This window comes from Pseudomonas sp. PDM30 (genome assembly GCF_019218985.1).
Taxonomy (GTDB): Bacteria; Pseudomonadota; Gammaproteobacteria; order Pseudomonadales; family Pseudomonadaceae; genus Aquipseudomonas; species Aquipseudomonas jessenii.
In genome coordinates this window covers 369408-382632 of sequence record NZ_JAHUWM010000003.1, presented here as the reverse complement: position 1 = coordinate 382632, position 13225 = coordinate 369408, and the positions used below count along the sequence as shown (strand labels likewise).

9 protein-coding genes are annotated in these 13225 nt (G+C 59.1%); 7 read left to right on the top strand and 2 right to left on the bottom strand.

Features of this window, described 5'->3' with window-relative positions:
• The first annotated feature begins 134 nt into the window (after positions 1-134).
• From lon to cmoB, 6 genes are all read left to right on the top strand, one after another.
• Complete coding sequence (gene lon, locus KW840_RS09125; RefSeq protein ID WP_256353229.1) at positions 135-2552, top strand: endopeptidase La; 2418 nt, start codon at positions 135-137, stop codon at positions 2550-2552.
• A 186-nt stretch (positions 2553-2738) separates the two neighbouring features.
• A complete protein-coding gene (locus KW840_RS09120; RefSeq protein WP_218495001.1) occupies positions 2739-3197 on the top strand; it encodes a hypothetical protein in 459 nt (152 codons plus the stop codon).
• A gap of 190 nt (positions 3198-3387) precedes the next feature.
• Entirely contained in the window at positions 3388-3780 is a 393-nt protein-coding gene (locus tag KW840_RS09115; RefSeq protein WP_218495000.1) for a protease inhibitor I42 family protein, read from the top strand.
• Positions 3781-3782: 2 nt separating this feature from the next.
• Positions 3783-4418 carry a lysoplasmalogenase gene (locus tag KW840_RS09110; protein WP_218494999.1) on the top strand — a complete coding sequence of 212 codons (636 nt, stop codon included), beginning with the start codon at positions 3783-3785 and terminating at the stop codon, positions 4416-4418.
• Between the two features lie 189 nt (positions 4419-4607).
• Positions 4608-5351: a carboxy-S-adenosyl-L-methionine synthase CmoA gene (gene cmoA / locus KW840_RS09105; RefSeq protein ID WP_008053199.1), complete on the top strand. Its 744-nt coding sequence runs from the start codon at positions 4608-4610 to the stop codon at positions 5349-5351.
• Positions 5348-6304 carry a tRNA 5-methoxyuridine(34)/uridine 5-oxyacetic acid(34) synthase CmoB gene (gene cmoB, locus KW840_RS09100; protein ID WP_057716261.1) on the top strand — a complete coding sequence of 319 codons (957 nt, stop codon included), beginning with the start codon at positions 5348-5350 and terminating at the stop codon, positions 6302-6304. The genes cmoA and cmoB overlap by 4 nt, the downstream gene beginning before the upstream one ends.
• Positions 6305-6432: 128 nt before the next feature.
• On the opposite strand, the gene tadA is transcribed toward cmoB, so the two are convergent.
• Together tadA and KW840_RS09090 are read right to left on the bottom strand one after the other, a co-directional pair.
• Positions 6433-6930: a tRNA adenosine(34) deaminase TadA gene (gene tadA / locus KW840_RS09095; RefSeq protein ID WP_218494998.1), complete on the bottom strand. Its 498-nt coding sequence runs from the start codon at positions 6928-6930 to the stop codon at positions 6433-6435.
• Complete coding sequence (locus KW840_RS09090; protein ID WP_218494997.1) at positions 6930-8306, bottom strand: multicopper oxidase family protein; 1377 nt, start codon at positions 8304-8306, stop codon at positions 6930-6932. Before KW840_RS09090 ends, tadA begins: the two co-directional genes overlap by 1 nt.
• A 190-nt stretch (positions 8307-8496) precedes the next feature.
• Between KW840_RS09090 and KW840_RS09085 the strand changes: the two genes are divergently transcribed.
• The gene (locus KW840_RS09085; RefSeq protein ID WP_218494996.1) at positions 8497-13206 is read left to right on the top strand and encodes a membrane-targeted effector domain-containing toxin; all 4710 of its coding nucleotides are present in this window, start codon (positions 8497-8499) and stop codon (positions 13204-13206) included.
• The last annotated feature ends 19 nt before the right edge of the window (positions 13207-13225 follow it).

The following is a 13225-nucleotide window of genomic DNA, read 5'->3' as shown; positions in this document are numbered from 1 at the left end:
GTGTCGCCGCGAAATCCAGCTAACCTGTCTCTGCGCTGAACACACCTGCGAAACACCGCGTCGCAGAAAATGACCGTTGAAACCACCGCCAACCTGCCCCATCTAAGACCCATACCCATTGCGCAGGTGCCCCCATGAGCGACCAGCAGGAATTCCCCGAAGACCCGAGTGAATACGCCGATCCGGAAAACGCCCAGCAGCACAAACCTGGCAAAGGCCTGGCCCTGCCTGGCCAGAACCTGCCGGACAAGGTCTACGTCATCCCGATCCATAACCGACCGTTCTTCCCGGCCCAGGTGCTACCGGTCATCGTCAACGAAGAACCGTGGGCCGAAACCCTCGATCTGGTCAGCAAATCCGATCACCACTCCCTGGCCCTGTTCTACATGGACACGCCCCAGGAAGACCCGCGCCATTTCGACACCTCGGCCCTGCCGCTCTACGGCACGCTGGTCAAGGTGCACCACGCCAGCCGCGAAAACGGCAAGCTGCAGTTCGTCGCCCAAGGCCTGACCCGCGTACGCCTCAAGACCTGGCTCAAGCATCACCGCCCGCCGTACCTGGTGGAAGTCGAATACCCGCACCAGCCCACCGAGCCGACCGACGAGGTCAAGGCCTACGGCATGGCACTGATCAATGCGATCAAGGAACTGCTGCCGCTCAACCCGCTGTACAGCGAAGAGCTGAAGAACTACCTCAACCGCTTCAGCCCCAACGATCCGTCGCCGCTGACCGACTTCGCCGCCGCGCTCACCTCGGCCACCGGCAGCGAGTTGCAGGAAGTGCTCGACTGCGTGCCGATGCTCAAGCGCATGGAAAAAGTCCTGCCGATGCTGCGCAAGGAAGTCGAAGTCGCGCGCCTGCAAAAAGAGATTTCCGCCGAAGTTAACCGAAAGATCGGCGAACATCAGCGCGAGTTTTTCCTCAAGGAACAACTCAAGGTTATCCAGCAGGAGCTGGGGTTGACCAAGGACGACCGCAGCGCCGACCTCGAACAGTTCGAGCAGCGGCTGGTGGGCAAAGTCCTGCCGACGCAGGTGCAGAAACGCCTCGAAGAAGAAATGAACAAGCTGTCGATCCTCGAGACCGGCTCGCCGGAATATGCGGTGACCCGCAATTACATCGACTGGGCGACCTCGGTGCCGTGGGGCGTGTACGGCGAGGACAAACTCGACCTCAAGCACGCGCGCAAGGTGCTGGACAAACACCACGCAGGTCTCGATGACATCAAGGACCGTATCCTCGAATTTCTCGCGGTCGGCGCCTACAAAGGCGAGATCAGCGGTTCCATCGTATTGCTGGTGGGCCCGCCGGGCGTGGGCAAGACCAGCGTCGGCAAATCCATCGCCGAATCCCTGGGCCGGCCGTTCTATCGCTTCAGCCTTGGCGGCATGCGCGACGAAGCCGAGATCAAGGGCCATCGCCGCACCTACATCGGCGCGCAGCCGGGCAAACTGGTGCAGGCGTTGAAAGACGTCGAAGTGATGAACCCGGTGATCATGCTCGACGAAATCGACAAGATGGGCCAGAGCTACCAGGGCGACCCGGCCTCGGCGCTGCTGGAAACCCTCGATCCGGAACAGAACGTCGAATTCCTCGACCACTATCTGGATCTGCGGATGGACCTGTCGAAAGTGCTGTTCGTCTGTACCGCCAATACCCTGGATTCGATCCCCGGCCCGCTGCTGGACCGGATGGAAGTGATTCGCCTGTCGGGCTACATCACCGAAGAAAAAGTCGCCATCGCCAAGCGTCACCTGTGGCCCAAGCAGCTTGAGAAAGCCGGTGTGTCCAAGGGCAGCCTGAGCATCAGCGACAGCGCGCTCAAGGCGCTGGTCGACGGTTATGCCCGTGAAGCCGGCGTGCGCCAGTTGGAAAAAAACCTCGGCAAACTGGTGCGCAAAGCGGTGATGAAACTGCTCGACGATCCAAAAGCCGTAATCAAGCTCGGGCCGAAAGACCTGGAGGCGTCTCTGGGCAAGCCGGTGTTCCGCAACGAGCAGGTACTGGCGGGGGTCGGCGTGATCACCGGGCTGGCCTGGACCAGCATGGGCGGTGCAACCCTGCCGATCGAAGCCACGCGCATCCACACCCTCAACCGTGGGTTCAAGCTCACCGGGCAATTGGGTGATGTGATGAAAGAGTCGGCGGAAATCGCCTACAGCTACGTCAGTTCGCACCTGAAGTCCTATGGCGGCGATCCGAAATTCTTCGACGAAGCCTTCGTCCATCTGCACGTGCCGGAAGGCGCGACGCCAAAAGACGGCCCGAGCGCCGGCGTGACCATGGCCAGCGCCCTGCTGTCGCTGGCACGTAATCAGCCACCGAAAAAAGGCGTGGCCATGACCGGCGAACTGACGTTGACCGGGCATGTATTGCCGATTGGCGGGGTACGGGAAAAAGTGATTGCGGCGCGGCGGCAGAAGATTTTCGAACTGATTCTGCCGGAGGCCAACCGCGGGAATTTCGAGGAGCTGCCGGAATACCTGAAGGAAGGCATTACCGTGCACTTCGCCAAGCGCTTTGCGGATGTGGCGAAGGTGTTGTTCTGATTAAACAGTGTGATTTCGAAATGGTCAGGCTCGTAACCTGACCATTTTTTCGAGGCCAGCAATAACTAAAAATACATAATTAATAGGTTTGTAATCCTATCAGAACAGAGAGTACATCCAGGCACTTCGGCTCTATATCCTCAAGGTTCAAATCATTCGTGCGAGAAGCACAAAGGAGAGAACCCCATGGATATCAAACAACGAAGAAATCTTGTCGACGAGCGCATTGATGACAATGTCAAATTTCGCCGTTGCTGCCCAAACAACCACTTGAATGCAACCCTTCAGAATCGTGAAGACTTTCAGTCCGAAGAATTTTTCGCCAGCGTCGGAAACAGGGAAATCCTCGCTATTTTCAAGGCCGGAGAAAAAAACACCCCACTCGACCGGGCCTTTGACATTTACATGCCCAAGCATATCGAGACGGGAATCTACACACTGAACTCTCCGGACCATTTGATAGAAATTGCCTATACCGAAAACTTCCCTGCCTACACCAGCCATTGGGCATTGGAAGGTGTCATGAACTTGACCGTGAGTAACGAAACACAACAGTACTCTGGCAACGTCGTTATGAAGTTCAAAGATCTGCATGGCATCGAATTTACATCAGAAAGCGATTTCTGTTTTTCTCTTGTGAGTTAACCGTTAAGCACTACCAGTAAATATTTTCTTTATCCCGAGCAGGTCGCTCTCACGAGGTTACCTCTACCCCCTGTGTGTGGCCCGCTCGCGATAGCGTCAACTCTTACACCCCCATTGCGGGCGACTGTCACACTTTGTCTCATCTCGGTTATGCTCGCCGTTCGTCGTGAACGCCGGAGCCACTGACCACATGTCCCCCATTCGCCTGCTTGTCCCCCTCGCCCTCGCCTTGCTGGCCGCGTGTGCCACGCAACCGAAACAAAACGTGACCGTGGAAAAACAAAGCGAATGTCCGGTGAAACTCAGCAACGGGCAAAACCTGATCCTGACCCTGCCGAGCAATCCGACCACGGGCTATCGCTGGGCGATCCAGGATTCGGCTGGTGGCGTCTTGCACACCCTGGGGCCAGAGGTTTATCGAAACCCGGAAGATGCCGGCATCGTCGGCGCGGCCGGGGTCTCGACCTGGCGCTTTCAGGCGTTTGCGACCGGCACCGGGCGTTTGCGCCTGACCTCGCAACAGCCGTGGGCGCCGGAAGTACTGCCGGTGGATTCGTTCGACTGCGCGATCTCGGTTAACTGACCGTGGGCTGGCTGATTCTGGCGCTGATGGGCGCAGTGACCTTCCTTTATGGCCTGAGCGTGCATGCGTCCCTGCTGTGCCTGCTGGTCAAGCCGCTGCCGGTGCTGGCCCTGCTTGGCTGGTTGCATGACGCACCACCAGGCGAATATCGGCGCTGGATCAGCCTGAGTTTGATTTTCTCCCTGGTCGGCGACGTGTTGCTGGCATGGCCGGGGGATTTGTTCGTGTTCGGCCTTGGGGCGTTTCTGGTTGCGCATCTGGCCTATCTGAAAGCGTATTTGAGCGATTGCCGGCGCCTGGCATTGCTGCCACTGGTGCTGGCCCTCGGCGTCGGCGCCGTCCTGCTGGGGATTCTGATTTCCAACGGCCTCGGGCCATTGTTGGTGCCTGTGATTGTCTATGGCACGGCGATCAGCGCCATGCTCTGGCGCGCCCTGGCCCGACTCGGGACCGATGTGCCCAAACGCTCGGCGCTACTGGCGGCGGCGGGCGCAGTGGCATTCGTGTTCTCCGACAGCGTGATTGGCATCAGCCGGTTTGTGGTGCCGTTCGACGCGGCGTCGTACGTGATCATCCTCAGCTATTGGCTGGGGCAATGGGGGATCACGGCATCGGCGTTCACTCAGAAACCGCGCTGACCCCATCGCGAGCAAGCTCGCTCCCACAGGTATTGCACAGCCCTTGTGGGAGCGAGCTTGCTCGCGATAGCAATATCACTGAACACACAGACTTTGCAGGCTGCTTGGCGGTTTATCAGACAACCCGCGCATCCCCGCGCCAACTTGGCTAAAATGCCGGCCTTTTCCACCTACACCGCTGGAACCGCCGTGAGCAAAGAACCCGATCGCCTTTTCGCCCAGCCTCTGGCCCAGGTGCCTGACTTCGCCTTCAACGAGGACGTGGTGCGGGTGTTCCCGGACATGATCAAGCGCTCGGTGCCGGGTTATCCGACCATCGTCGAAAACCTCGGCGTGCTCGCCGCGCAGTTCGCCCAGCCGGGCAGCGTGCTGTATGACCTGGGCTCGTCGCTCGGTGCCGTGACCCAGGCCTTGCGCCGGCACGTGCGCACCGATGGCTGCCGGGTGATCGCTGTGGATAACTCCGCAGCGATGGTCGAACGCTGCCGCGAGTACCTCAACGGGCAGGATTCGATGTTCCAGGAGTTGCTGCCGGTGGAGGTGATCGAAGGCGACATCCTCGCCCTGGAGTTCCAGCCGGCCTCGGTGGTGGCGCTGAACTTCACCCTGCAGTTCATCGCCCCGGACCAACGCACGGCATTGCTGTCGCGCATCCGTCAGTCGCTGTTGCCCGGCGGCGCCCTGATCCTCTCGGAAAAACTGCGTTTCGAAGACGAGCAGGAACACGCGTTGCTCACCGACCTGCATATCGCTTTCAAACGCGCCAACGGCTACAGCGAACTGGAAATCGCCCAGAAGCGCAGCGCCATCGAAAACGTCATGAAGCCCGACAGCCTCGAAGAACACCGCGAACGCCTGCTGGCCGCCGGGTTCTCGAAAGTCGTGCCGTGGTTCCAGTGTCTTAACTTTGCCTCGTTGATTGCCTTGCCATGATTGATCTGTCTCCCCTCGCCCGCCGTCTGGCCGGCACGCCGCTGGCCGAATGGGCCAACACTCTGCAAGCGCAACTCGACAAGAAAATGGAAAAGGGCCATGGCGACCTGGAACGCTGGCAAAGCGCGCTGGACGCCCTGCCGAAGATCCAGCCGAGCGAAGTCGATTTGCTCAATGGCTTGAAGCTCGATACCGATTGCAGCGACGAGACCCGCGCGCAAATGCGTACCGCGCTGATGGGCCTGTCGCCATGGCGCAAAGGGCCGTTCGACCTGTTCGGCGTGCACGTCGACACCGAATGGCGCTCGGACTGGAAGTGGTCACGGGTCGCCCCGCACCTGAACCTGAAAGGCAAGCGCATCCTCGATGTCGGCTGTGGCAACGGTTATTACATGTGGCGCATGCTTGGCGCCGGCGCGGACAGCGTGATCGGTGTCGACCCGAACTGGCTGTTCTTCTGCCAGTTCCAGGCGGTGCAACGCTACCTGTCCGAGCCGAACGCCTGGCACCTGCCCTTCCCGTTCGAAGACCTGCCGCCGAACCTCGAAGGGTTCGACACAGTGTTTTCCATGGGTGTGTTCTACCACCGCCGTTCGCCCATCGAACATTTGCTGGCGCTGAAGGATTGCCTGGTCAAGGGCGGTGAGCTGGTGCTGGAAACCCTGGTGGTCGAAGGCGACAAACATCAGGTGCTGGTGCCGGAGGACCGCTACGCGCAGATGCGCAACGTGTGGTTCCTGCCGTCGGTGCCGGCGCTGGAGTTGTGGTTGCGACGTGCCGGGTTCACAGACGTGAAGTGCGTGGACGTGAGCACCACCACGATCGAGGAACAGCGCGGGACGGAGTGGATGAAGTATCAGTCGCTCAGTGACTTCCTCGATCCGGAAGATCACAGCAAGACCATTGAAGGGTTGCCGGCGCCGATGCGGGCGGTGATTGTGGCGCGGAAGTAAACCACAACCACCCAAATACAGAAGAACCCTGTGGGAGCGAGCTTGCTCGCGATGAGGCACTGTCAGCCAACAGAGATGTTGAATGTTAGTCCGCTATCGCGAGCAAGCTCGCTCCCACAGGTCCGGGTTCAGTCTGCTGGTTTCGCTCTTCGGGCCTTGAAGAATTCGCTCAACACCGCTCCACACTCATCCGCCAACACCCCGCCTTCATACAACACCCGATGATTCAAAAAGCCCTGGGTAAAGAACTGCCCCTGGCTCTGCACGATCCCCGCCTTGGGCTCCAGCGCGCCGTACACCACCCGGGCAATCCGCGAATGCACGATCAGACCCGCGCACATGCTGCACGGCTCCAGCGTCACGTAAAGCGTACTGCCGGTTAGTCGGTAATTGCTGACGGCCTGGGCGGCGGCGCGGATTGCGACCATCTCGGCGTGGGCGCTGGGGTCGTTGCCACTGATCGGGCAGTTGAAGCCGCGACCGATGATTTCCCCATCCTGGACCAGTACCGCGCCCACCGGCACTTCGCCGAGGGCCGCGCCTTGGGCCGCCAGTGCCAGGGCCTCACGCATGAATTCGCGATCACGACTGCGGTCGATGATGGCGGCGGGACGAATCTGACGCATCACGCCACCTCGATAGCGGCCATCAGGCCGGTTTCCATGTGATCGATCACATGGCAGTGGAACATCCATACACCCGGATTATCCGCCACCAGCGCTACCTGCGCGCGCTCGTTCTTGCCCAGCAGGTAGGTGTCGGTGAAATACGGAATGACCTTGTGCCGGTTCGAGGCGATGACCTTGAAACTCATGCCGTGCAGGTGAATCGGGTGCTGATACTGGGTCATGTTTTTCAATTCGAAAATGTAGCTCTTGCCCTTTTCCAGTTTGGCGATCGGGCGGTCGGCACAGGTTTTGTCGGTGATGTCCCAGGCCTTGCCATTGATCTGCCACAGGCTTGGCGGCTTACCATTATCGACGTTCACCGACACCGAACCGACCCATTCGAAATTGAAGTTGAGTTTCTCGGCATTGGCCAGGTCCGGCTCGGCCACCGGGTTGGCGGGCAGCGCGGGCGGCCACTCGGTCGGGGCGTCGGTGTTGGCCACCGAACGCAGCGTACCCAAGCGCACCGGGCCGTTGCGCAGGGACAATTCTTCACCGGCCGGCGGCGCCTTGATCGCCAGGCAGATACGCATGCCGGGGCCGAGCCAGTATTCCTTGCCTAGCGGGCGCGGTTCGATGGGGTTGCCATCGAGCGCATAGATCTGCGCTTCGACGCCGGGAATATTCAGGCGATAGGTCAAGGTGTTATCGAGGTTGAGCAAACGTACACGGGTGATCTGCCCGGCCGGCAAATCAATCACCGCTTGCGCGATGCCGTTGATGGTCGACAGACGCCCCGCCGTGCCGCCACGGGCCGCTTCCCGGGGAATACTGAAGTCGACGAAAGCGCCCTGCTCATCGATGTGCCAGTTCTTCAGGCTCAAGGTTTTTTCGTACTTGAAGCCGGTGGGCTCACGCTCCTCGACAATCAGCGGGCCGACCAGGCCGCGACCGAGTTCCTCGCTGCTGCTCACATGGGGGTGATACCAGTAGCTGCCGGCATCAGGCACGCGGAATTTGTAATCGAAGTATTCGCCCGGCAGCACCGGCAGCTGCGAGACGTAAGGCACACCGTCCATTTCCAGCGGCAGACGGATGCCGTGCCAGTGGATGGTGGTGGCGACCGGCAGGTGGTTGATGAAACGCACCCGCAGCCATTCACCCTGGCGCACCCGCAACTCGGTGCCCGGCGCCGAAGGGCCGAAGGCCCAAGCCTGGGTCTTGTGCCCGGCTACCAGTTCCAAGTCCAACGGCGCTGCGATCAGCTCATAGTCGTGGCCCGCCTCGGCGTCAGCCATCTTGCCCAGCCAGTAGCGCGACGCGCCCCCTGCACCGACACCAACGACAACAAGACCGGCCAGGCCACCGAGGATTTGGCGACGGGTAAACGACATGAACTCAACTACCTCACGTATCAGCGACAGGCCCGGGAGCCTGCAAAAGGCGAATACGATACACCTGCAACTGCGAAACGGTAAGGGTGACCTGTGGCCGCACATCAGCTGTGGGCATAACTATGTAGTGCACTTGCCTTGAAAAAACCGGCCATCCTCGACATCCCGTTTTCTCAAGGAAAGAGAGTGCATGAACCCGAACGAAACACGCCCGCTGCCCAATGCCGCCGACAAGGCCGCGCTCAAGGCGATCGCCACCACCGTCATCCAGACTTGCCCGAGCCTGCAAGACACGGCGCACGAAGTCGCCAGCGACTTACTGAAAAAATCCGGCATTACCGACCTCGATCCGGATCAGGTGTACTTCCACCGTTTCGACACAGCCGAAAGCAGTTCGAAAACGTTCACGGGGTGGGAGCATGTCAAAGCAACGCCGACGTCAACCACGACCCTGACGCAGCTGGTGATCCAGCGCTTTCGCACCAGCGATCAGGACAACGCCGACCTGCTTGACGTCTATGCAGGCTTTTATACCGCCGGCCCGAATGCCGGGAGGTTCAACGAAACCAACGAAGTACGCCTGCACGGCAACGAGGTGCTGAAGGCGTTCTGGAACATCGATTTCAGCACGCTCTATACCGACAAATTGACCGCGTTCTGGAAGCAGTCCGGCACCGACTTCCGAACCCTGGCCAAATGCAATTTTCTGATACAAGCCGTAAAGGCCAGGGACAAACGGCAGTTGAGCGACGATGACTTTCAGTTCGTCACTAACGCCGTAATGGGTCCGATCAACTGGCCTGTCGACCTGCAGATGCTGCGGGCTCAGCACCCTTGCGCCGACATTGTTCGGACTCTGGACGTCGACGGGTACCTTGCCACCAACATCCTGCGTTTCGTCGCACCCAAGGGGCGCCAGATCGTGTATCTGCCCGGTGAAAACGTCGCTTTCAAAGTGCTGGAAACCGCGACGGACATGCACTACTGGATGTTGCAGCAGATGAACGAAGAAGAGGCTCGCCGAGGCTTCATGACGCATTTTTCCTTGGCCGATCGTCAAACCATCGACAAGAACATCACCGATATCATGAACCGGCTGGTCAGCACTTGGGGCAAGTACGACCATCACCTGATCAATCAAAAAAACCAGATCATCACCGGCGACGCATTCAGCTGGTTGAGCAACTCGACCAAAAGCGCAATGTTTGCCGAAGCCGAACTCTCGCTGACGTCCAATGGCGATCTGCGCAAGAAACTGTGGATCGGTTACCTCAGCGCCGGTTTAAAAGTATTTGGCCCCATGGCGGTGGTCGGTTGGCCGATTGCCCTGCCGGTGGTCGGCGCCAGTATCGCCAGCCTGGGTTTGAACATCGATCAGGCGGTCAATGGCAAAACCGCCAAGGAACGCAAGGCCGGCGTTCTTGGCGCCGTGCTCAGCGGTATCGATTTGCTGTTCAACCTCCTGGTGCTCAAAGGTCCAGGATCGCTGGAGGAAATCGGCCCGGACATCGACGCCGCCGAAGCCAAAGAAATGGCCGACCTGATTGAATCAACCACACCTGCCGAAACCGCGGGGTCGAAGGTCGAAACCATCGAAGGAGAATCAGAGGCTGTCACGGGCTCGACTGAGGACAGGCCAGCGTCATCAGTGCCGGACTCCTTCAGGATTAATGATGTGCTCAGCGATGACGCCCTGGTTCGTGAGTCAGGCAAGTTCCAGGGTACATATCGGCTCGCCTCGAATCCTTCGTCCGCCATCAAACTCAACGGCAACGCCTATTACGTGCGTTATGAAAACAGCCTCAACGGGAGTGGGTACTGGGCAATCATCGACCCGGCCAATCCCGACTCCTTCACGGATTCGATTCCAGTACGGTTTATGAATGATTCGGGAGAATGGGAAGTCGTTCCCAAACTGGGCCTCAGAGGCGGGATGCAAGCAGCGGACGCCGCCTCCCCCGCCGTCGAGGAGTGGTCACAACGGCCAGGCGTTCACGTGCCGGGCCTTGACGACCCTGAAATGCGGGCATGGGCGCTGGGTGGACCCGACGTACGCAGCCCGTTCAGACGGATCTGGTCAGTGGCAGACATCGACGTCCACAGCGTACTCATGTCCGATGCCGACCAAGAGGTCATCACCCTCAGCGAATTCGAGATGGCCCAGGAAGAATCTCGTCGCAATCTGGTCAGCGACGCCAGGGCCTGGTACGAGCTTCACCCTCCGACGCTGAGCCAACCGGCGCCCTCTGCACAAGCGTTTGCCACGCCTGGCGAACTGTTTGAAGCGGCCTACGCAGAAAAACCGGGGCTGGTCGTCGGCGAGAGCCGGGGCAGCATCGGCAGCAAACAGTTCCTGATCGAAAACATGCCAACGCTCGCGCAACATGGCGTCAAGACCCTGTACTTGCAGGAGCTGCTGGCCAACGTCAATCAACTCGAATTGGACTCCTTCGCGCGCACCGGTGAAATGCCCGTCGAGCTGGAAAACTACCTGAAAAAACTCGACATCAAGGCCGGCAACGACCCAACAGGCCAATTCAATCTGCTGGCGCTGGTCAAAGCCGCCAATGCCCAACAGATCCGGGTTCAGGCCCTCGACATGTCGACGACCTACAACATCAACAAAGAAGCGATTAACTGGGAATCCGATTACCAGATGGCCAGGAGTTTTTTTGCCAGCGAGGTCATCCGGTTCAACGAAGCATTGAAAGAACCGGCCAAATGGGTTGCCTTGGTCAATCAGGAAAACATGGCGACATTCAGAGGCTATCGCGGCATTAGCGAACAGACCGATGCCCTGAGCATTCGTATCGATGACGTAGCGCCGGGGCAAGCGCAACCCATCAACTCCGATCCGGGATTGGCTGTGGAGCATGCGGACTATCCGGATTCCCCTGTTTTTTACGTATCTGATGGCATGGACTTCGACAGCGTCCATGCCCTGATCAAAGGCGACTGGCGCGTGCAGATGCAAACCCCGTGGGCATACAGGACTCCGCAACAACTGCGAGCGCTGCTGCCTGAACCGGGGATGTTCACCTTCCAGCGCTACCGCAGCAGCGTCCTTGTGGTTTATCGCAATGCCAACAACGGGATGACAGACAGCGTCATCAGATCCACGCCGGGTGGACGGCTGAATCTGGATACCCCGCTTCGGCCAGCCTACGAGTCCATGACAGTGGACAACCTCGAAGAACTCAAGCAAGCGTTGGTTGCAAAGGGCATGAAACCCATGGGCTGGCCCGTCGAGCTGGCAAGTGAACTCGATTCCCCCTTGTCAGGAACCTCTCAACCCATCGAAATACCGGACCACTGGCAAGCCAATGAACTGCTCGAGGGGCGGACACCCGTGAGTGAAGCCGGAAAATTCCAGGGCATCTATCAACTCGACTCCAACCTTTCCTCCGCGATCTTGCTCGATGACAGGGCCTATTACGTGCGCTACGAAGCCGATCCCAACGGAGGCGGCACCTGGGCCATCATCGACCCTGAAAATCCCAACGCGTTTTCAGGTTCACTCCCTGTGCGTCTCAATGCCGAGGGCGAATGGGAGCTGGCACCCCGAGCCGGGCTCAGGGGCGGTGGAAACCGGCATCCGGGCGGGTCCCGCGTTCCGCCGTCTACATCTGCTCCGGCCTCTACGCCTGCTCCCGCCTCTGCGTCTGCCTCTGTTCAAGAGCCAACACAGGCCATCCTGCGCCGCCCTGCCACGCAATACGACGCAACTAACCGATTCAGTATCAGACTACTGGCGATGGGCGAGAGAGAAACCCATATCAAACTGGTCCGTCAGCCAGACGGAAGCTTTCGCGCAGAGTCCACTTACGCACGATACGTCGCGGCCCCGCGCGCCACGCTGTCACAAGACGCCCGTCAATTCTTTTCCCGCAGTGGATTTTTCGCTTCATTACCCCCTCGTCCGCAGCTTCCAGTCGTGACGCCATCAACCACTGCCGCAGAACTGCTCCCGAAGATATTTGAAGCGGCACCGGGCCTGGTCATCGGTGAAAGCCAGGACCGCATTGCCAGCATGCGGTTTCTCATCGAGAACATGCCGATCCTTGCCCAACAGGAAGTCAAGACGATCTATTTCCATCGCCTGCTCAACGATTTCAACCAGGTGGAACTCGATCAATTCTTCAAGACCGGGTCAATGCCCGATGATCTCAAGGCGTATTTGCAAAAGCTGAAAAGCGATCCCACCGGCAGATTCACCCCGCTTGAAGTGGTCAAGGCGGCTCAACAAAATGGCATTCGGATTCAGGCAACCGACTGCCTGGCCAGTTACCGTTTCCCCGGCCCATCACTTCCCGACATGCATGAGCAAGCCATCAAGACCTACCTCACCCACACCATCATGGAGGCCGACAAAACGCTCAACGGAGCGGGCAGATGGGTGGTGCTGACGGATCAGGAAAACATCAACACCTTTCGCGGAATGTCCGGCATCAGCGAAATGCAGGGCGGTATTGGTTTGCGCATCGAAGAAGTGCTGCCGGAAGAAAGCCTGCTGATTGAAACGGATCGAGGCATTGAGGTAGGCCGCGGCTTTGCCACCCAACCCGAATTAACCGACGGAAACTTCGACACCTTGCACGCTGACTTGAGCTTGCAGATGCCACTGCCGTTGCTTGAAAAGACACCGGAAGCACTTGATCGACTGCTATATCGGCAAGGCATGTTCACTTTCGAGAAATCGAACGGAAACTGGACACTGATCCATCGCAGCAGAGTCGGTCAACTGGCAAGAACACCGGTCGAGCGCACAGCTGACGGCAGCTACCTGATCAATCGCCCCGCATGGACCGACGTGAATCAGGTGCCTTATGCCAGCATCGACGAGCTGTCCTGGGGTCTTAGCCGTATGGGCATGAACCTCGAAGGGCGTTTGCCGGTGTAAATCAAGATGCTCGCGATGG